This is a genomic window from Abyssisolibacter sp. ZYX002 (assembly GCF_056892235.1).
On record NZ_JARMXH010000002.1, the window covers coordinates 320,060 to 340,890 of the forward strand.

18 protein-coding genes are annotated in these 20,831 nt (G+C 31.7%); 5 read left to right on the forward strand and 13 right to left on the reverse strand.

Features of this window, described 5'->3' with window-relative positions; all coding sequences use genetic code 11:
• Positions 1–318: 318 nt before the first annotated feature.
• Together P3X86_RS07470 and P3X86_RS07475 are read left to right on the forward strand one after the other, a co-directional pair.
• The gene (locus tag P3X86_RS07470; RefSeq protein WP_483292040.1) at positions 319–441 is read left to right on the forward strand and encodes a hypothetical protein; all 123 of its coding nucleotides are present in this window, start codon (positions 319–321) and stop codon (positions 439–441) included.
• Between the two features lie 164 nt (positions 442–605).
• Positions 606–1,853, forward strand: a complete 1,248-nt coding sequence (locus tag P3X86_RS07475) for a radical SAM protein (RefSeq protein ID WP_483292041.1) — start codon at positions 606–608, stop codon at positions 1,851–1,853.
• A gap of 698 nt (positions 1,854–2,551) precedes the next feature.
• On the opposite strand, the gene glmS is transcribed toward P3X86_RS07475, so the two are convergent.
• The gene (glmS, locus tag P3X86_RS07480; protein WP_483292042.1) at positions 2,552–4,381 is read right to left on the reverse strand and encodes a glutamine--fructose-6-phosphate transaminase (isomerizing); all 1,830 of its coding nucleotides are present in this window, start codon (positions 4,379–4,381) and stop codon (positions 2,552–2,554) included.
• 665 nt (positions 4,382–5,046) lie between these two features.
• Between glmS and P3X86_RS07485 the strand changes: the two genes are divergently transcribed.
• Positions 5,047–5,721, forward strand: a complete 675-nt coding sequence (locus P3X86_RS07485) for a hypothetical protein (RefSeq protein WP_483292043.1) — start codon at positions 5,047–5,049, stop codon at positions 5,719–5,721.
• A gap of 247 nt (positions 5,722–5,968) precedes the next feature.
• Here P3X86_RS07485 and glmM read toward each other — a convergent pair whose 3' ends face one another.
• The gene (glmM, locus tag P3X86_RS07490) at positions 5,969–7,315 is read right to left on the reverse strand and encodes a phosphoglucosamine mutase (RefSeq protein ID WP_483292044.1); all 1,347 of its coding nucleotides are present in this window, start codon (positions 7,313–7,315) and stop codon (positions 5,969–5,971) included.
• Between the two features lie 218 nt (positions 7,316–7,533).
• On the opposite strand from glmM, the gene P3X86_RS07495 reads away from it, so the two are divergent.
• Positions 7,534–8,592, forward strand: coding sequence for a hypothetical protein (locus tag P3X86_RS07495; protein ID WP_483292045.1), 1,059 nt, complete (start codon positions 7,534–7,536; stop codon positions 8,590–8,592).
• 8 nt (positions 8,593–8,600) lie between these two features.
• Positions 8,601–10,055 carry an MBOAT family O-acyltransferase gene (locus tag P3X86_RS07500; RefSeq protein ID WP_483292046.1) on the forward strand — a complete coding sequence of 485 codons (1,455 nt, stop codon included), beginning with the start codon at positions 8,601–8,603 and terminating at the stop codon, positions 10,053–10,055.
• Positions 10,056–10,104: 49 nt separating this feature from the next.
• Here the strand turns inward: P3X86_RS07500 and P3X86_RS07505 are convergent, their stop codons facing one another.
• From P3X86_RS07505 to cdaA, 11 genes are all read right to left on the reverse strand, one after another.
• Positions 10,105–10,647, reverse strand: a complete 543-nt coding sequence (locus tag P3X86_RS07505) for a 2-oxoacid:acceptor oxidoreductase family protein (protein ID WP_483292047.1) — start codon at positions 10,645–10,647, stop codon at positions 10,105–10,107.
• A gap of 1 nt (position 10,648) precedes the next feature.
• Positions 10,649–11,395, reverse strand: coding sequence for a thiamine pyrophosphate-dependent enzyme (locus tag P3X86_RS07510; RefSeq protein WP_483292048.1), 747 nt, complete (start codon positions 11,393–11,395; stop codon positions 10,649–10,651).
• Positions 11,395–12,456, reverse strand: coding sequence for a 3-methyl-2-oxobutanoate dehydrogenase subunit VorB (locus P3X86_RS07515; RefSeq protein ID WP_483292049.1), 1,062 nt, complete (start codon positions 12,454–12,456; stop codon positions 11,395–11,397). Before P3X86_RS07515 ends, P3X86_RS07510 begins: the two co-directional genes overlap by 1 nt.
• 15 nt (positions 12,457–12,471) lie before the next feature.
• On the reverse strand, positions 12,472–12,696 hold the full coding sequence (locus tag P3X86_RS07520) for a 4Fe-4S dicluster domain-containing protein (protein WP_483292050.1): 225 nt from the start codon (positions 12,694–12,696) through the stop codon (positions 12,472–12,474).
• A gap of 147 nt (positions 12,697–12,843) precedes the next feature.
• Positions 12,844–13,518 (reverse strand): ATP-binding protein, encoded by a 675-nt coding sequence (locus P3X86_RS07525; protein WP_483292051.1) that lies wholly within the window; start codon positions 13,516–13,518, stop codon positions 12,844–12,846.
• A gap of 14 nt (positions 13,519–13,532) precedes the next feature.
• Entirely contained in the window at positions 13,533–14,606 is a 1,074-nt protein-coding gene (gene buk, locus P3X86_RS07530; protein WP_483292052.1) for a butyrate kinase, read from the reverse strand.
• Positions 14,607–14,632: 26 nt separating this feature from the next.
• Positions 14,633–15,538 (reverse strand): phosphate butyryltransferase, encoded by a 906-nt coding sequence (locus P3X86_RS07535; RefSeq protein ID WP_483292053.1) that lies wholly within the window; start codon positions 15,536–15,538, stop codon positions 14,633–14,635.
• Positions 15,531–16,622, reverse strand: a complete 1,092-nt coding sequence (gene buk, locus P3X86_RS07540; RefSeq protein WP_483292054.1) for a butyrate kinase — start codon at positions 16,620–16,622, stop codon at positions 15,531–15,533. Before buk (P3X86_RS07540) ends, P3X86_RS07535 begins: the two co-directional genes overlap by 8 nt.
• Before the next feature lie 222 nt (positions 16,623–16,844).
• Complete coding sequence (locus P3X86_RS07545; protein WP_483292055.1) at positions 16,845–18,650, reverse strand: sigma-54 interaction domain-containing protein; 1,806 nt, start codon at positions 18,648–18,650, stop codon at positions 16,845–16,847.
• Complete coding sequence (locus P3X86_RS07550; RefSeq protein WP_483292056.1) at positions 18,607–19,923, reverse strand: CdaR family protein; 1,317 nt, start codon at positions 19,921–19,923, stop codon at positions 18,607–18,609. The genes P3X86_RS07545 and P3X86_RS07550 overlap by 44 nt, the downstream gene beginning before the upstream one ends.
• Positions 19,901–20,740, reverse strand: coding sequence for a diadenylate cyclase CdaA (cdaA, locus tag P3X86_RS07555; RefSeq protein WP_483292057.1), 840 nt, complete (start codon positions 20,738–20,740; stop codon positions 19,901–19,903). Before cdaA ends, P3X86_RS07550 begins: the two co-directional genes overlap by 23 nt.
• Positions 20,741–20,831 lie beyond the last annotated feature (91 nt).

A 20,831-nucleotide genomic window follows, 5' to 3' on the forward strand; every position in this document is an offset into this window, starting at 1 on the left:
AAAGTTTTGTCATCTATTATTTGTATATTTAACATTGATACAATGTCTTTTCTCTATTATCCTACTTTTTTGCATGATATACAAACTTTGCTAATACCTTTAATCAGCTTTATATTATAATAAAGTCTCCTTGTATGCGAAAATGATCAGACCTTAGAATAAAAGACTATGGATATATTAGGGTATATTGACTTTTTGTAGAATTTAATGTATAATTTAACCAATATATGTATTATAGTTTCGTTAAAAAGATACTATCCATTGGTTATTAGCTTTTAACCAATGCAAGTAAATACTAATGAGAAAGGGGGATAATTTATGAGTAAACAATCATTTTTTAATTACAAAGCTGATTCTGCTATTTTAGACTATTGCGGTCCTAATACTGGTCTAACTTGGTGTGATAAAGGCTGGCCACAACCAAGATTTAATGCTGTATAGTACAATGTATACGGGAGTGTCTTTAAGACACTCCCGATAGCTGTTTAAAATGAATCATAGCTTATAATTTATTGTATCAAAACTGGCCGTATAACATATTAAAAAAATATTTACCATTGAGAAACAGCTTCAATGTACTATTATATTACAATGGAGGAATTAAAATGTATCCATATATTACACAAAATAGTCGCCTGCATTATTTTGATAATCATGGCATTTTATTAGCTAAAAATAAGAGATATACTCTCAATCCAGTTGATGTGTATATCTTGGAAAAAATAAATGGTAAAAAGAGTATATCTGAAATTACTAAAGAAATTGCTCTAGAATTAGATACACCTGATGAAGCTAGAGTTAAAAATATTATTATGGAGTGTATTAATAGCAAATCAACTGATATATTATTAAGCGATACTCCAAACCCTCAATCCTTTATAAAAACAGGTATAAAAAACAAAAGAGTACCATTAGATATCGTAATAAGCCTTACTGATAAATGTAATTGTAACTGTGTACACTGCTTTAAAAGCTGTAGTATAAACGGATCTAACTCTATTGATTATGAGCTATTAATTAAAACATTGGATTATTTAAAAGGAAAAACTCTAAATTTACAGTTAACGGGTGGCGAACCCATGCTATATGATAGATTCTTTGATATATTGAAATACTCTATTGACAATTTTAGCACTACTATTACTACTACGGGTGCTCTTATAAATAGTGAAAATATCAAATATTTTAATGGTATAAGCTGTATACAAGTATCTCTATATGCGGAAAATGAGGATAAATTTGATAAAATAACTAGATCGAAAGGTTCTTTTGTTAATACACTTAACGGTATAAAAGAAGCTGTTAATGCTGGAATATATGTTTCTGCTGCTTGTATTGTGAAAAAAGATAATATCAACAATATAGAAGATATTATAAAGTTAGCAGTTGATTATAAAATAAAATCCTTGAGATTTGGTGTATTTATTCCTAGTGGAAGAGGCATTGATTATAAAGACTCTTGGTGTTTATCTGAAGAAGAAACAGACAATTTATCCACAAACCTCTCAACTTTATCGGATAAATATAAACAATATATCGATGTAAAAGCATGGGCAAGCAGTGAGCAAAATGTAGATATTGATAATAAATACCAAAGCTTAAGCTGTGGTAGCGGTTTGTATAGATGGTTTATAAGTGAAAAAGGTTATATTAAGCCTTGCGAGTTTATTCCTGATGAAATATATGCTGTGAATAATATATTTGATACGGATATAAGCAAAATAATCGATAATTATAGCCTTAATACCATGCCACTTAGCTTAAAACAATGGGATGAATTATTAAAAGAGAAAAATTGTACAATAAAAGATATTTGCCCAGTAATGGATGATTACTTAAAGCATTGTGTATAGAATAAATTAATAAAAATGGGTTTAAGCAATTAATTATTGCTTAGACCCATTTTTATAATCTCGAATACTATAAATAAAATCTAATAGCATGAGTAGTTTTGTTAACGTCACTCACTACTACTTTCACTAATAATCTTAATACACAAAGCCCTCCCACACTGGTAAATCGTCATAAAATGAGAGAAGTACAAGGAACAAAAAATCTCGAGGACATGAGCTAATTTGAACTTTATTTATTCAACAAAAACTTTAGCGCTCAAAAACTCCACCATAGGTAAATCGTCATAAAATGAGTGAAGTGCAAGGAGCAAAAAACACCAAGGACATGAACTAATTTAAACTTTATTTATTCAACAAACACTTTAGCACTTAAAAACTCCACCATAGGTAAATCGTCGTAAAATAAGTGAAGTGCAAGGAACAAAAAACACCAAGGGCATGAGCTAATTTAAACTTTATTTATTCAACTAACATTTTGGTACTCAAAAACTCCGAAATAGGTAAATCGTCATAAAATGAGTGAAGTACAAGGAACAAAAAACACCAAGGACATGAGTTAATTTTTAATGTCGCTCACTACTCCTTTCACTCGTAGGAGTAAGCGATTCACACAAAATCATAGATTTTGGTTCTCTGCTCATGATTGGTCTTGGTGTTTTTTAGTGACGAAGTAATTCGCCATTTTAAGGCGATTTAGGTTATTCGACAGTCACTGATTTAGCCAGATTTCGCGGCTTATCTACGTCGCATCCTCTTGCTACTGCTATATAGTATGATAGTAACTGTAAAGGCACTACACTTAATATCGGTGTTAGTTCGTCTAATGTTTCTGGTATATAGATTACTTTGTCTGCTATTTTTGATATTTCTTTGTTGTTTTCTTTTGCTAATGCTAGGACGTTTGCTCCTCTTGCTTTTACTTCTTTTATATTTGATAGCATCTTTTCATACAATCTATCTTGCGTTGCCAATGCCACTACGAATGTCCCTTCTTCTATTAGCGCTATCGTTCCATGCTTTAGTTCTCCTGCTGCTATCGCAAATGAGTTAATATATGATATTTCTTTTAGCTTTAATGATCCTTCTTTTGCTATATTTACATCTACTCCTCTACCCATAAAGAATACTTTTTCGTTGTTAAATTGGCTATCTGCTATTTCTTGTATGTCTTCATACTGGTCTAATATCTGCTTTATCTTATCTGGTAATTCTTTAAGTTTTTTTATCAGATTCTTATATTCTTCTTTTGTTAGTGTACCTTTTGTTAACCCTATATGAAGTGCTATCATATTAAAAGCCATTAGCTGTGTTGTAAATGCTTTTGTTGATGCTACTGCTATTTCTGGCCCTGCCCAAGTATAGAATACGTCGTCTGATTCTCTTGCTACCGAACTTCCTACAACGTTTACTAGTGATAATACTCTAGCTCCATGTTTCTTCGCTTCTCTAAGTGCTGCTAATGTGTCTAGAGTCTCTCCTGATTGACTTACTGCTATAAATAAAGTTTTATCATCTATTATTGGATTTCTATATCTAAACTCTGATGCTATATCTACCTCTACTGCTACTTTGGCGTATTTCTCAATTATAGTTCTACCTACTAGTCCTGCATGGTATGCTGTTCCACATGCTACTATATACACCTTGTTGATACCATCTAAGTCTTCTTTTGTCAGCTTGATCCCATCTAAATATATATCTCCATCATCATCTAATCTTCTATCTAGTGTCTCTCTTGTACCTTTTGGCTGTTCATATATTTCTTTTATCATGAAATGCTCATAGCCTTCTTTTTCTGCTGATTCTTCGTTCCATGTTACTTTAAATATATCTCTATTTACCTCTTGCTTAAACTCGTTGTATATTTTGATATTGTCTTTTGTAAGTATTACAAACTCATCGTTTTCTATCAAGTATACATCTCTTGTATATTTAAGAAGTGCTGGTATATCTGATGCTAAGAAGTTTTCACTCTCTCCTATTCCTACAATAAGTGGACTATCTTTTCTAACTGCTATTATTTTATCTGGCTCTCTTTTTGAAACTACTCCTATAGCATATGCACCTTCCATTTTGTCTACTGCTTTGTATACTGCTTCGACTAAATCTCCATCGTAAAAATAATCGATTAGATGCGCTATCACTTCTGTATCTGTTTCTGATTTATATTTTACATCACTCACCTCATCTAACCATTTTTTTATTTTCATGTAGTTTTCTACTATTCCATTGTGAATGACTGCTATGTCATTTTGACAATTTGTATGTGGATGAGAGTTCACGTCAGATGGTGCACCGTGCGTCGCCCATCTTGTATGTCCTATACCTATATTACCTACTATCTTATTTTGGCTAAGATTATCTGACAGTACACTTAATCTGCCTTTATATTTTCTTATATTTAACTCTTCATCATTTATTATCGCAACTCCCGCTGAGTCATATCCCCTATATTCAAGTTTAGATAATCCGTTCATCAAAACCTCTGTTGCTTGTTTATTTCCTATATATCCAACTATTCCACACATAATATATATTCCTCCATTATTTTAATATATCCGACTATTCAAGTTTAAGTATGTACCGCCGTTTTTAGACAGCACAAAATAACTCATTTTTAGATGAGTTTAGAACCACCCAATTCATTTTGTTCTCACAATCACTCGTGAGGTTTGTAGAATTTTTAAGGGTAGTGGTATACCCCGAGGCACCCGCCGAATTTTCGATTAACCTCGCCCTCGTCAACATAATTCCTATGTTCTGGCGCTAAAGATATTTTATTGTACCATTCTTTTTATTATCACCTCCTGTAATACAAGTAGCAATTAACAAAAAATATAATTATTATTATATGATTTGCTATATAACTCTCTTATTTTTGAATTTCAACATTCATTATATCATTTATTGTGCATTTTGTCTCACTTTCTTTTTTGACGTTTTCATTACATTTTTAATTCTTTAGTTTATCACTCTTTTTACTATAATATATTTATAAAATCCTAATATGACACTTAGAAATTTCATTTTTATTAATATGATTTATAAGATTATTCTAATTTATTATCAAATAAGTTGTAACACAGTTAAATATTAGCTAATTCTATATTGTATTTTTCTTTGGTTTATTTTATACTAAAAATGCAATGTTTGTTAAACTAAATTATATTAAAACACAACTAGGGGGGCTTTCATGCTTAATGTTTTAAAATCAATGAAAAAAATAGGCAAACTAATACTTGTATCTTTTGTAACAACTATAGTCTGTGTAATACTTTCACTTGAGCAATTTATTAATGAAAGTTTTTGGGATACAATCGGTACTATAGCAATGTTATTTTTTTTGGTTTTTTCAACTTATGCAATTATTAAGTTTATTGTGCTTTGCATTATATTATGCAAAAACAACACAATTAGGAATAGATTCGAAGACGATCCAAGCCTAAGAAATGCTAAAAAATATATATTTGACGAAAACTTTGCATTATATTTATCTGAATCTGGGTATATTGGATTTTGTCAAGACTATAAGTTAAATTATTTGACTCACATTAGTAATATAACTAGCTATGGCATTTTAACAGAATATGGCGAAATACTTTTCGATGGTAGCATAAATAATCTGATGAACTCACTATCTTCTATGACACAAAACTATAATGTTATTAATAGATTATATATCTTATTCAATACTAATGATTTTAATAAATCTAGAGTCAAGGTCCCCTTTATTACAAAGAAAACAGAAATGTCTTATTTTAATATAGATAATAAAGATGATCTTATCGATATTTTTAGAATGCTCGATTTTTTAGATACTTGTTTTAATGTTAATAGAGCAAAAGGAATCAATCTCTCAAAATCATAGTATTATTTAAAATAGGTTGTTTGGCATGCTAAGAACCAGCGACTTACTAGTCGCTGGTTTAGTTTGATGACAAAATCATCAAGATAATAGACTTTAGTAAAAATTCAAGTTCAAGGCGTGTTAAAATTGAGTAGCAGAGCTTACTTAGAAGTAAGTGAGCAACGGAAATTTGAATACAACGCAGAAATTGGGCTTTTGTCTACAGTCTTAAACAGCGACTTACTAGTCACTGTTTAATTGTCTGATATTAAGCTAACCGCTGTTTAATTAATTCTGCTAAGTAATTAGCTTTTTCCGCTATTTTATTTTCGTCCTTACCTTCTATCATAACTCTAATTTTAGGTTCAGTTCCTGAAGGTCTAATAACAACTCTACCTTCACCATGGAATTCTTCTTCTATCTTCTGTATTTCAGTTTTTATTATATCGTCACTAAGATAATTTGCTTTGTTTTTGTTGCTTACTAGTGCGTTCACAAGCACTTGTGGATATCTCTTCATTACTCCTGCTAGCTCAGATAACTTCTTGTTTTTATTTTTCATAACTGATATCAACTGTAAAGCTGTGAGTAATCCATCACCTGTTGTATTGTGTTCTAGGAATATGATATGTCCTGATTGCTCCCCGCCTAAAACATAGTCACCAGCAATCATTTCTTCTAGTACATATCTATCTCCTACTTTAGTTTTTTCTACTTTTATACCTTTGCTTTCGCAGTATTTGTCTAATCCCATATTAGCCATTATTGTTCCTACAACTGTATTATTTGTAAGTTGTCCTTTTTCTTTTAGGTGTGTTGAACATATCGCTAATATATAATCTCCATCTATTATATTTCCTTTTTCATCTACTGCTATCAGACGGTCTGCATCTCCATCAAAGGCTAAACCTATGTCGCATCCTTTTTCTAATACTATTTGTTTTACTACGTCTGGATGTGTAGAGCCACAGCCTAGGTTAATATTAGTTCCATCAGGATTGTTGTGATAAACTTCTACCTCAGCTCCTAGTTCTCTTAGTAAATCTGGTGCAACTTTATATGATGCTCCATTTGCACAATCTATCGCTATTTTTAATCCTGCAAAATCAACATCTACTAGTTCTTTAAGGAAATTTTGATAATCATTTATAGCTTTATCATCTATTATTATCTTTCCTATATCTTCTCCTACAGGATTATACTCAATATCTATGGTTTCAAATATATATTTTTCTATTTCGTTCTCTATGTTATCATTAAGCTTATAACCCTCTGAGTTAAAGAACTTTATACCATTGTAATCTACTGGGTTATGTGAAGCTGATATCACTACTCCTGCATCTGCCTTATATTTTTTGGTCAGATATGATACTGCTGGCGTTGGCACTACACCAACATTTATTACATCCACACCTACTGAGCAGATACCTGCCATTAATGCAGCACCTAGCATGTCCTTTGATTTTCTTGTATCCATTCCTACTATTATTTTTGAGCATTTTTTTCCTTTTGTTAATATATATGCGCCTATTCTTCCAAGTTTATATACAAGCTCTACAGTCAATTCTGTATTAGCTATACCTCTCACACCATCTGTTCCAAATAATTTTCCCATCATTACCCCCTCTTTTTATAGTATGTTTAATCAAGTCAAATATACTGCTGTATATTAAACTCATATTACTATTATAGCTTATTTATTTCTAAAGTAGTATTACAATTCTAAAACAATGAGTTTTAGATTACATTATGATTACAGTAGAACTTGTATTTTAAATTAATGTTAGTTATACTTATATTGGTGAAATTACTAAACTATACAAGGAGAATACAATGAAAAATTTTATTACTAAATCACTTCTATTCATACTGCTATTGTTTATTGTTTTTCAAATAGCTTATCCTCATTTATTTGATTTGAGTGATGTTTACAGTCAAAGAGTGAACTATGATATCTTTAAAGACAATGTCAGCTGTATTGAAACAGTGTTAGATAAAATAAGTGAGGATATTAATACAAACAACTATAATAACTATATTATTATATTGGGTGATTCTGTAGCCTATAGTTCCCCTGGAAATGATACGGAGTCTATTGGTTATTATATGAATGAAATTATTAAAAATAATAATGATTACGATAAAGTATACAATCTTGCAATTCCTTCTATGCAAATGGGCGATATCTATGTATTACTAAATATGATTCATAGTCATGATATATCTACAAATAATCTTATAGTCAATGTTATATACCCTGGTTTTATTAACTGCGTTCCTTACAATACTCCTGTATTTTGGATGAAAGACTATTTAAGAGAAATTGATAAACATACCTATGATAAAGTATATAGTGAATTCTACCCTAATATTGATGAATCTGCTAAGGATTATACTTTAAGCTCTATTACTCACTACTTAAAAACTAATGTCACTATTTTGAAGTACAAAGATTACTTTAAACATAAAATAGAAAGTGCATTTATTAGTAAAATACCAAAAGCATCTCAAGCGTGGACCGAAAAACCTTTTTTATATGATTTGATAAAAACCAATGACTATGAATACATCTATACCGATAAACTATTTGCCTTTAATGAAAGTACTCCCCAAATATACTTCTTGGAGAAAATCATTGATATGCAAAAAGGTAAAAATACACTATTTTTCTTAGCTTCTATGAACGAAAAGCTATTAGGTGATAGTGTACATGCTAAGGGTTATGTTACTAATATGAATAATATTGATGCTTATTTTAATGAAAAAGCAGATATCAAATATATCAATTATAATAAAAAAATTGACTTTAACTTGTTTTCTGACCACATTCATCTGTTGCCTGAAGGATATAAGTTTCTTGCATCGGATTTATACCAGAAAATCAGCGAATAGGAGGTACTATGTTATTTAATTCTTTACAGTTTTTGATATTCTTTGTTGTTGTTGTAAGTTTATATTTTATTTTACCATACAATCGTAGGAATATCTTACTACTTATCTCTAGCTATTACTTCTATATGTCTTGGAAAGCTGAGTACATGATTTTAATATTGTTTGTAACTATCGTAAATTATTTGACAGGGATAAAAATATATGAAACAAAATCTAATAAAGGCAAAAAGAGATATCTTATTACTAGTTTGGTCGTTAGCTTGGGGCTGTTGTTCATATTTAAATATCTTGACTTCTTCTCTCAATCTACTACTTATATATTGAAGAAATTTACTCTAAATTTAGATTTTCCTGTATTTAAGCTACTACTACCTGTTGGTATATCCTTTTATACTTTTCAGACGTTGAGTTATACTATTGATGTATACAGAGGTAACCTAAAGCCTGAAAAAAGTTTTAGTACTTTTGCTTTATTTGTATCCTTTTTTCCACAGCTTGTAGCTGGCCCTATCGAGCGTTCTACTAATTTATTGCCTCAATTCTATGAAAAACATGATTTTGATTATGATAGAGTCATCAATGGATTAATCCTTATGCTCGTTGGTTTTATTAAAAAAGTAGTTGTAGCTGATAGATTGTCAATTCTTGTAGATCAGGTTTACAATAACCCAAATAATTATTATGGTTTTACGATCATCATTGCAACTATAGCATTTGCTGTACAAATATACTATGATTTCTCTGGTTATTCTGATATAGCTTTAGGCATATCTCAAATAATGGGCTTTAATCTTATGGAGAACTTTAAAAAACCATATTTTGCAAAAAGTATATCTGAGTTTTGGAAAAGATGGCATATTTCTTTATCTTCTTGGTTAAAGGATTATATTTATATTCCTCTTGGTGGTAGTAGAGTCATCAAATGGAGAGTATATTACAATCTCTTTATAACCTTTATAATTAGTGGATTATGGCATGGAGCAAATTGGACATTTGTGATATGGGGATTTTTACATGGTTTTTATTCTGTGTTTGGATTAATAACCAAAAATATAAGGGACAAGATCATGTTCCCTATTAGAAAACTAGAAAAATTGAATTCTTTTATTCAAATGATAATTACTTTTATATTGGTAGACTTTGCTTGGATATTCTTTAGAGCTAATAATTTTAGTGATTGTATTAATATAATCAAAAATATGTTACATATAGATATAAATTTATATCCTATTAAACAATTGTTTTGGAGTGTGAACTTAACTAAATTAGACATGTTATTGGTACTTGTTTGTACTGTTTGTATCGAACTCCTTAGATACGAGAAAAATGGAAGGTATATAGATTTTAATAGATACAAATTTCCACAAGTTGCGAGATGGACTGTATATGTAACTATTGTATTTCTTATCCTTACTTTTGCTGTCTATAGTAGGGCAAACCAATTTATTTATTTTCAGTTTTAAAATATAAACGGGGATGTATATTCACATCCCCGTTTTTTGTATAATTTCTCTATTTTCTAATAAACTCAGCACCTCTTTTTAGTGCTTCTCTGTTTAATGGTACAAACTCAGCTTTTCTTTCTCCGAACACTTTCTTGAATGCTTCTATTACTGACTCTGTTTCCACTGCCTTTGTAAGCTCTAAGTAAGCTCCTAGCATTACCATATTTGCTACTTTGATATTACCTAATTCGCTAGCTATTTCATTAGCTGGTATATAATATACTTCTACATCGTCTCTATCAGCTTTCTTATCTATTAACGAACTGTTTATTAACAGTTTTCCTCCTGATATTACATCACTTTCAAACTTGATTAGTGAAGGAAGATTCATAACTATTGCTGTTGTAGCATCGTTTGTTATTATAGGTGAACCTATAAGACTATCCGACACCATAACGTTACAGTTTGCTGTACCCCCACGCATTTCTGGACCATATGAAGGAAGCCATGATACATTTTTGTTTTCTATCATTCCTGAATAAGTTAACAGTTGACCCATAGACATGACTCCTTGGCCACCAAACCCTGCCATTATAACTTTTTCTTGCATACTATTTCGCCTCCTCTACATCTCGTAAATTACCTAATGGATAATATGGCATCATGTTTTCTTCTAACCATTTTATAGACTCTATTGGTGATAGTCCCCAGTTTGTTGGACATGTAGATAGTACTTCTACTATTCCAAAGCCCTTACCTGCGATTTGCATTTCAAAGGCTTTTTTTATAGCTTTTTTTGTCTTTCTGATGTTAGCTGGGCTATTTACTGAAACTCTTTCAACAAATTTAGCTCCATCTATTGTTGCAAGCATTTCTGATACTTTAAGTGGCTTTCCGCAATGAGCTTCATCTCTTCCGTATGGGGATGTAGTAGCTTTTTGTCCGATCAATGTTGTTGGAGCCATCTGCCCACCTGTCATACCATATATTGCATTGTTAACAAATATTGTTGTTATTTTTTCACCTCTAGCAGCTGCGTGAACTATTTCTGCTGCTCCTATTGATGCTAAGTCTCCGTCTCCCTGATAAGTAAATACTACTTTATCTGGATGAACTCTTTTTATACCTGTAGCTACTGCTGGTGCTCTACCATGTGCTGCCTCATGCATATCACAGTTAAAGTAATCATATGCAAATACTGAACATCCAACTGGAGCAACTCCTACTGTCTTTCCTAATACTTCTAACTCTTCTAAAACCTCTGCTACTAATCTATGAATAATACCATGTGTACATCCTGGGCAATAATGTAAAGGCTTATCTGTTAATCCTTTTGTTTTCTTAAATACAACTGTCATTACTTTTCACCCCCAACAATTTTCTTAATCTTCTCTACTACAGCATCTGGAGTAGGAACCATACCTCCTGTTCTACCATAGAACTCAACAGGCATTCTACCTTTCATTGCTATTTTAACATCATCTATCATTTGACCTGTACTCATCTCTACTGTCAATACTGCTTTTGTTGTATCTTCTATTTTATCAAAGCTATCGAACGAAAATGGCCATAATGTAATTGGTCTTATTAGTCCTACTTTTATTCCTAGCTCTGCACATTTATCTATAGCATTTTTTACTATTCTTGATGTAGTTCCATATGCTGCAACTACTATCTCTGCACCCTCTAAGTTGTATTCTTCTACTAAGCACTCATTTTGAGCCATTTGATCATACTTTTTCTCTAGTCTAATACAGTGATTTTCTAACTCTTGTGGATCTATAAATAACGAGTTTATAATATTTGGTTTTCTCTCTTCGTTTGTTCCTGTTGTTGCCCAAGTCTTAGGAGCTAATTCTCTACTCTTTGGCTCTTTGAACTCTATTGGCTCCATCATTTGACCTATCATACCGTCTGCAACAATCATAACTGGAGTTCTGTATTGGTCTGCAACATCAAATGCACCCATTATCAAGTCAACAGTTTCTTGTATACTACTCGGAGCATAAACTGGCATTCTGTAATCACCATTTCCTCCTCCTCTTGTAGCTTGGAAATAATCAGATTGTGCTGGCTGGATACCTCCTAAACCAGGACCTCCTCTAACTACGTTTACTATAACACATGGAAGCTCTGCTCCTGCTAAATAGGAAATACCCTCTTGTTTTAATGCAATTCCTGGACTTGAAGAAGAAGTCATAACTCTCGCTCCTGCTCCTGATGCACCATACACCATATTTATTGCAGCTACTTCACTTTCTGCTTGTAAAAATACTCCACCTACTTTTGGTAGTTCTCTTGACATGTATTCTGGTACCTCGTTTTGAGGTGTTATAGGATAACCAAAGAAATAATTACAGCCAGCTTTTATCGCTGCTGCTCCTATTGCTTCGTTTCCTTTCATTAATATTTTAGCCATTACATTCCCCTCCTTTTATTGTTTAGTTCTTTCTACCTCTATAACGCAATCAGGACATATACTTGCACAGTTAGCACAGCCTATACATTTGTCCATTTCTTTTACAGTTGCTGGATGATATCCTTTGATATTTATTTTCTCATTATCCATAACAACTATATTTACGGGACATACTGTTGTACAAAGACCACAGCCTTTACATAAATCCTCATTAAATTTAACTTTACCTTTAACTGCCATTAAATTTCACCCTTTCTTGTAAATTTATAAAACTACTTTAATCTAAAATATTCATTTGACTTTGGTTGCTATTTTTTATGATTAAATTAGGCTTTTTATTCATAAAACTACTAAATAATTTCCTAATTTTAAACTGTTAACGTCTCCTTAGCTCATCCAATCTTCTCTCATGTACATTTTGATTTTTATTAATTCACCTTCTATATCTGCAGGTAATTTACTGACTAAGGATTCTATAACTGATGTATATCTTATATCTAAGTTTGTTATTTTACTTACCTCTTGTACTAGTTTTTGACCTCTCAATACATCTTCCACAGTTGTACTCTTTAGTAAATGAGTATTATTAATTAAACCTGTTATTTTGAGCCTTGAAGCATTTTCTATACTCTTTATATATTCTAAAACTCCTTCTACTGTCTGAGTTTCTGGTCTATTCGCATTTACTACTAAAAACATATCATACTCATTATCTACAAAGAATTTGTTGTATCTTCCTAGCACTCTAGCTCCTACAGGGTCTCCTCCAACATCCAATATTACATCATACTCCTTGTCTTCTAATGGAGCATTAATAGCAGCACTAAGCGCAGGAACATCTGTATTTATGCCCTTTAATGAGCTTGATATCACTCTTATCCCATTATTTTCTAAGAGCTCTGTTTTCTCTCTACTTCTGAAATATGGGTTAACTATATCTAAATCTGCTAAAGCAAGTTTTTTGCTTACTTTAGCTAGACCCAGTGCATAGTTAACTGAAAACTCTGTTTTGCCACTGCCATAGTGTCCTGTTATAATTCTAATTCGTTTATCTTGATGCATTATCATCATCCTTTTTAGCTGTAGATTTTAGCTTGTTCTTCTTTTCTGAGTACTCTTAACCCACCTTGTGCTAAAGCTATCAATTCATCCTCACCTGGATAAACTTTAATCTCAGATATGAAGCTAACTCTGTCTGATATCCACTTAATTACTCTCTCGTCGTATGCTATACCACCTGTTATAACTATAGCATCTACTTTACCTTCAAGCACTGCTGCACATAAACCTATTTCTTTAGCTACTTGATAAGCCATAGCTTCATATATCAACTCTGCTTCTTTGTTACCCTTATCTATCATATCTGAAACTTCTCTACAATCATTTGTGTTTAGGTAAGCAACTATTCCACCCTTACCTTTTATTTTCTTTTTGATTTCATCTAATGTAAATTTGCCACTAAAACATAGTTTCACCAAATCACCAACTGGAAGTCCTCCGCTTCTTTCTGGTGACATTGGCCCTTCTCCGTCTAAAGCATTGTTTACATCTACTACTCTTCCTTCTTTGTGAGCTCCTACTGAAATACCTCCACCTAGGTGAGCTACAATAAGGTTAGCTTCATCATATGTTTTCCCTAGTTCTTTTGCTGCTCGTCTTGCTACTGCCTTTTGATTTAGAGCATGGAATATGCTCTTTCTTTCTATTTCTGGCATGCCTGATATTCTAGCTATATCATTCATTTCATCAACTACTACAGGGTCAACTATGAATGCTGGAATATTTAATTGAGATGCTATCTCATGAGCTATTATTCCTCCTAGATTTGAAGCATGCTCTCCTAATACTCCTTTTTCCAAATCACGAATCATAGTCTCATTTACTTCATATGTTCCACCAGCTATTGGCTTTAATAAGCCACCTCTTCCAACTATTGCGCTAAATTTTGTTACGTTGATATCTTTCTCGTTTAGTGTTTCTAATATGATATTTTTTCTGAATTCATATTGATCATATATTTTATCATAAGGCGCTAGCTCCTTAGATGAATGTCTAAGCGTTTCTTCTAATACACATTTTTCATTGTCAAATACAGCTATCTTCGTAGATGTCGACCCGGGGTTAATTACTAATATTCTATATGGCTTCATATCATCACCTCCGCTTTATATTATTACTATTTATTCGATGCCATTAGTGATCCAAGTGCTATTGAATTTAGTTTTGCTTCTTCGCTATCTGCTCTCGAAGTCAATACTATAGGTACTTTAGCTCCTACTATAACACCTGCATTCTGCGCTCCTGCCAAAAATACTAATGCTTTGTACAGTACATTTCCTGCTTCTATATCTGGCATCATAAGTATATCTGCTTTTCCTGCCACTGGATGCTCTATTCCTTTGTGCTTAGCAGCTTCTAAAGATATAGCATTGTCAAGCGCAAAAGGTCCTCCTACTGTACACCCAGTTATCTCACCGCTTTTATTCATATCCTCTAATGCTTTAGCATCTACTGTATCTGGCATTTTAGGATTAACTTTCTCTTTTGCACAAACTACTGCTACGTTAGGATTTTCTATATCAAGTGCATGAGCAACTTTAACACAATTCTCTATTATCTGCTTTTTATGTTCTAATTTTGGAGCTATATTCATCGCCGCATCTGTTACGAATAAAATCTTCTCATATGATTTTACATCAAACACTGCCACGTGGCTTAATACTTTACCTGTTCTAAGACCTGCCTTTTCGTTTAATACTGCTTTAAGTATTATAGACGTATCTACTAAGCCTTTCATTACAATATGGGCTTTTCCTAGAGATATAAGCTCTACTGCTTTTTCTGATGCTTCTTTTGTATCTGGCACATCTATAACCTCAAATTTATCTAAATCCATAGATATTTCATTAGCTATATCTATTATTTTTGCTTTGTCACCAACTAATACCGCTTCTGCAATTTTAAGATCATTAGCTTGTTTTACTGCTAGTAATACTTCCTTGTCATGTGCAGCAGCTACTGCTATTGTCTTTGAACCTTTTTTTTGAGCCAAATTTATTACATCTGTAAAATTTCTAATCATCAAATTTCACCTCGTTTTCGTAAATTTTAGCTTCTTCTTCTCCATTTAGCACCCTAAGTGCTCCCATATTAAGTGCTTGCATCTCATCTTCACCAGGATATATCTTCACTGGAGCTATGAAACTAACCATCTTTGTTATAAAATCTGTTAGCTCTGATGAGTAAGCTAATCCTCCTGTTAGTATTATGGATTTAACTTCTCCCTTTAATACTGTTGACATCTTTCCTATTTCTTTTCCTACTTGATATGCTAGCGCATTATATACTAACTCAGCTTTTTTGTCACCGTTCTTTATTCTATTTACTACTTCTATTGCATCATTTGTTCCAAGGTATCCAGTTAATCCACCTTCTCCTTTTGTTTTCTTCTTCATTTCTTTTAGCGTGTATTTACCACTAAAACACATTTTCACTAAATCTCCTACTGGTACTTCTCCTGCTCTCTCTGGTGAAAATGGTCCCATTTCACTAGCATTATTTACGTCTATAGCTTTTCCTTTTTTAAGTGGAGCTACTGATATTCCTCCACCTAAATGAGCTATTATTAAATTCATATCCTCTAATTTTGTAGCTGTTTCTTCTGAATACCTATGTGCTACTGCTTTGATATTTAATGCATGTATTAATGATTTTCTCTTTATTTCTGGCATTCCTGATATTCTAGCTATATCTTCAAATTCGTCTACAGCTACAGGATCTACTATATATGATGGAATATTCTCTATATCTGCAATAGATTTAGCCAATATACCTCCTAAATTAGAAGCATGCTCTCCTTGTATACCTATCTCTAAATCTTTTATCATCTTATCTGTTACAATATACGTACCTGAAGACATAGGTCTCAGCAAGCCACCTCTTCCAACAATTGATTTAAACTCTGCTAACTTTATATCTTTTTCTTTTAGCCACTCTATTATTAGTCCTAATCTATAGTCTTTTTGCTCACTTATATTCTCGAATTTCTTTATTTCTTCTGATGAATGGCTTATCTTTTTTTCAAGCACCCTTTCATTATTTTCAAAGACGCTTACTTTTGTTGATGTCGAACCAGGATTGATTGCTAATATATACTTTCTAAACAAAATTCCACCTCCTCCTATTTTAAAATGCAACTTATATACCAACTAATAACTATACTAATTGGCAATGTGATAAACCACAACTATACAGGACATTTTACATTTATTTAACAATTAAAATTAATAAAAAGTTAGTGTTTCTTTATAATAAAATCATGGCATTGAAATATAATGCATGCAAAAAAATGCACATCCTTTAGAGAGTGTGCATTTTTTTGCATTTTATTATTCTATTTTATATTTTTCCATCTTGTAGTACAAACTTCGTATTGATATATCTAAGTCTCTTGCAGTTTTTGTTTTATTGTTATTATTGTGCTTTAGCACTTTCTTAATGTACTGCTTTTCTATTTTGTTTGTTATACTACTAAGTGATTTTATATTGCCATCTTCAGGCATCAATAATTTCAATGTTTCATCGTTGTTTTCATTGTTTTTAGCAATTTTTATATTCTCAAACTGAGTAATGTGTGGTATATGCTTTGGCAGTATAATCTGTTCTTGTAACTTCATATTTATTATTGCTCTGCCTATAACATTTTCAAGTTCTCTTACATTTCCCGGCCAATTATGAGATTTGAGCAAATTAATCGCTTCATATGAAATATCTTGTACACTTCTACCATATTCTCTGTTTAGCTTCTCTATACAATTCATGCTAAGCTCGTATATTTCGTCTTTTCTATGTCTTAATGCTGGTATTGTTATCGGCATAACGCTAAGTCTATAATATAAATCCTCTCTGAATCTTCCCTCTAGTATAGCTTTTTCTAAATCCATATTTGTTGCTGCAATTATGCGTACATTTATGTTAATCGGCTTAACCGATCCTACTCTAACTATTTCTTTTTCTTGTATAACTCTCAGCAATTTTACCTGTGTGTTTGATGAAATATCTCCTATTTCATCTAAAAAAATAGTACCTCCTTGGGCTTCTTCAAACAATCCTTTTTTTCCACCCTTTTTTGCACCTGTGAATGCACCTTCTTCATAACCAAATAATTCACTTTCTAACAAGGTCTCACTAAGAGCAGCACAGTTTACTCTTACAAACTGATTATATTTTCTATTACTTGCTGTATGTATAGAGTGAGCGAATACTTCTTTTCCTGTTCCACTTTCTCCTCTTAAAAGCACAGTAATAGGTAATGTAGCAGCTTTTTTTGCTTTTTCCACTGCTGATATCATTTTAGAATTTCGCGCTACTATGTCGTCAAAAGTATATTTTGCTTCTAGTTTTCTAATTATTTTTTTTGCAACTTTTAGCTTTTCTGTTAGTGCTTTTACTTCTGATAGATCCTTTAAAACTCCTACACTACCTCGTAGTTCATTATCTACTATTATAGGAGCTGCGGTAGCTATTACTTCTTTTTTATGAGGTCCTACTTTCAGCCTTACATTTTTTATTATATCTTTAGTGTCTAATACTTTGAGCTGTATACTTTCTCCCTCTGCTATGTCAAATGTTGCTGGTTTACCTATTATATCAGCTTCTGTTAGCCCTGTTAATTTTGTATAGGCTGTATTTATCATAATATTTATACCATTTTGATCTACTACTGTTATTGCATCCTGTGTAGAGTTAAATATGGCTGTTAACATACTCTTCATTTCTTTTAATCCTGTTATCTCTGTCGCACAATTAACTATTTCTGTTATATCTCTGAATACAGCAACCGCACCTATTATATTCTCGTGCTCATCAAGTACAGGGATTCTATTGGTTATTATTTCTACTCCTATTAATGTCTGCTGTCTGTTTAACTGATATTCTCCTGTTTCTAATATATACGGGAGTTTTGTGTTAGGTACTATTTGTTCAACATGCTTTCCCAGTGCTGTAACTGCTTTTATTTTTATTAACCTCTCAGCTTCTTTGTTAAAAAGCGTGATAATACCTTTGCTATCCACAGCAATCATACCATCACGTGTAGAATTTAACAATACCTCTAAATATTTTCTCAATTTTATCTCTCCAAATCCTATATCATAAGCTTTGTTTATTTCCGTTAATTTCCATATCTTTGTCATTATTAATGACATCTTTTATTTCATTATCCTCTTTTTTGTCGGAACTACTTTCTTCTGCAGTACTAACAATTTTCACCTCTATTTTATTTGGATTTATACTTATCACTTTTGTTTTATATAAATCGTCTGATTTTAAATCGATTTTATGTTGACCATCCTTATAACCTGATACATCTATATATGGAGTTAGATATCTTCTCGAAATATAATCTAATACGCTTTGTGGTCCTTTAACTGTTATTACAACATATTCTGGAGTTATGATATTAAGATTTAAATCCTTGCCTAAATTTTTTATTTTAATCTCACTAGATGCATATTCAAAATTCTTTGTACCAATTGCTTCTATCTGAATCTTAGCCTTTATATGTGTATCACTTGTTACTAAGCTAATACCTTGTGGTAATATCAATTTTATATCATTTATTGTTTTTGACGTTGTTATAGAGTTAAGTGAAATCTCCTCTGTTAATAAACTGTTGACCTTGTCTATATCTTCTTCATATCCTTTAATATTTACGTAGCCTGGTTCTACCGTAATATTAGTTATTTCATAACCTTCTTTGACAACCCCTACTGTATTTAATTTTATAGGTACTTCCTTTGTTTTATAAACAGGAATAGTTACATCTATACTCGAAGGATTTTTAGTTACTCCATTTACTTCTTTTCCGTTTTTGTCTGTTATGGTAATTGGAACATTTACTTTGATGTCTTTATGTGTTCCACTGATATTCACTGTAGTCAAAGCATTTTTAACCGAATGAACAAAGCTACTAGGCCCTTTTAGTAATATATCATTTGGTTTTGCCGTTATTTTCCCAGTTATATATCCTTCTTTACATCTACCTTTGGTTCTTATTGTTACTGGCATTTGCTCTTCTACTATTTCATCAAATTGAAATAGTATTTCTTTTGGATAGTAATCTACGATTTCGTCGAAGTTTCCCTTTTGTAGAATTTTTACTGGTATTTTATGGCTACCTTCTTTATATCCTACTAGGTCAACCTCTGCGCTTAAGTCTTTTCCTCCTATATTCAATATTTGAGCTCGTCTACCCGAAATTTTAACTGTTACACTAGCTTGTTTGGGTTCCATTAGCATAATATTAGCTTGTGCTAAGCTATCTTGCCCAATATAGTTCACTTTTACATCTGTTATTTCTTTATCTATTACAGGATTCACTTCGTTCATAACATAAAACCATAGCACTATAGCAAATATGGCAGCTAAGATTTTTATAGGGATATTATTCTTCTTCTTTTTTTCCATATAATTTTTTCCTCCATTTAGCCATAAGTCCTTGTTTTATCTCTGATTTTTCTTCCGTTTTCATCAGTATGTCTTTAAGTGCTTTTACATCCAAGTATCTCATAAGTCTCCCACTTTCAGCTACAGAAATTCCTCCCGTTTCTTCTGAAACTATTATAACTAAACAGTCTGATAATTCTGAAATGCCTATAGCTGCTCTATGTCTTGTTCCTAGCTCTTTATTAATTTGCATGTTTTCTGATAATGGTAATAAACATGCTGCTGCTTTTATAGTGTCATCTTTTATCACAACTGCACCATCATGTAGTGGAGTATTTGGTATAAATATATTTATTAGTAGTGAGCTTGATACTGTTCCTTTTATCTTCGTTCCTGTCTCTACTACTTCATTAAGCCCTGTCTCTCTCTCAAATACAATAAGTGCTCCTATTTTTTGCCTAGATAATGACGCTACTGCTTCAATTATTTCATCTACCATTTGCTCTTCTTCTTCTCTTTGTATCTCTATAAATGATTTAGACAAGAACTTGGTTCTACCTATATATTCAAGTGCTCTTCTAAGCTCTGGCTGGAAAACAATCAGTATTGCTATAACTCCTACTGTCATACCTTTTTCTAATATCCAGTTTGTCGTATAGAGCTCTAACCATTTGCTTACATTTGTTAAGAACAATATTATAAAAATTCCCTTTAATAGTTGTTCTGCTCTAGTTTCTTTTATCAATATGTACATTTTATATATAGCAAATGCTACTATAAATATATCTATTAAATCTTTTATACCTATATTTAGCATTATATCTTTTAACCAAGACATCTTAACACCTCTTATTTTTGTTTACTCATTAAAAAAAACCCTTATTTCAATTATAATATATTTAATTTATATTTAAAATAGCAATATTCAA

Coding starts and splice junctions, on each gene's coding strand:
- P3X86_RS07470 (WP_483292040.1), top strand. CDS start 319: ATGAGTAAACAATCATTTTTTAATTACAAAGCTGATTCTGCTATTTTA.
- P3X86_RS07475 (WP_483292041.1), top strand. CDS start 606: ATGTATCCATATATTACACAAAATAGTCGCCTGCATTATTTTGATAAT.
- glmS (WP_483292042.1), bottom strand. CDS start 4,381: ATGTGTGGAATAGTTGGATATATAGGAAATAAACAAGCAACAGAGGTT.
- P3X86_RS07485 (WP_483292043.1), top strand. CDS start 5,047: ATGCTTAATGTTTTAAAATCAATGAAAAAAATAGGCAAACTAATACTT.
- glmM (WP_483292044.1), bottom strand. CDS start 7,315: ATGGGAAAATTATTTGGAACAGATGGTGTGAGAGGTATAGCTAATACA.
- P3X86_RS07495 (WP_483292045.1), top strand. CDS start 7,534: ATGAAAAATTTTATTACTAAATCACTTCTATTCATACTGCTATTGTTT.
- P3X86_RS07500 (WP_483292046.1), top strand. CDS start 8,601: ATGTTATTTAATTCTTTACAGTTTTTGATATTCTTTGTTGTTGTTGTA.
- P3X86_RS07505 (WP_483292047.1), bottom strand. CDS start 10,647: ATGCAAGAAAAAGTTATAATGGCAGGGTTTGGTGGCCAAGGAGTCATG.
- P3X86_RS07510 (WP_483292048.1), bottom strand. CDS start 11,395: ATGACAGTTGTATTTAAGAAAACAAAAGGATTAACAGATAAGCCTTTA.
- P3X86_RS07515 (WP_483292049.1), bottom strand. CDS start 12,456: ATGGCTAAAATATTAATGAAAGGAAACGAAGCAATAGGAGCAGCAGCG.
- P3X86_RS07520 (WP_483292050.1), bottom strand. CDS start 12,696: ATGGCAGTTAAAGGTAAAGTTAAATTTAATGAGGATTTATGTAAAGGC.
- P3X86_RS07525 (WP_483292051.1), bottom strand. CDS start 13,518: ATGCATCAAGATAAACGAATTAGAATTATAACAGGACACTATGGCAGT.
- buk (WP_483292052.1), bottom strand. CDS start 14,606: ATGAAGCCATATAGAATATTAGTAATTAACCCCGGGTCGACATCTACG.
- P3X86_RS07535 (WP_483292053.1), bottom strand. CDS start 15,538: ATGATTAGAAATTTTACAGATGTAATAAATTTGGCTCAAAAAAAAGGT.
- P3X86_RS07545 (WP_483292055.1), bottom strand. CDS start 18,650: ATGACAAAGATATGGAAATTAACGGAAATAAACAAAGCTTATGATATA.
- P3X86_RS07550 (WP_483292056.1), bottom strand. CDS start 19,923: ATGGAAAAAAAGAAGAAGAATAATATCCCTATAAAAATCTTAGCTGCC.
- cdaA (WP_483292057.1), bottom strand. CDS start 20,740: ATGTCTTGGTTAAAAGATATAATGCTAAATATAGGTATAAAAGATTTA.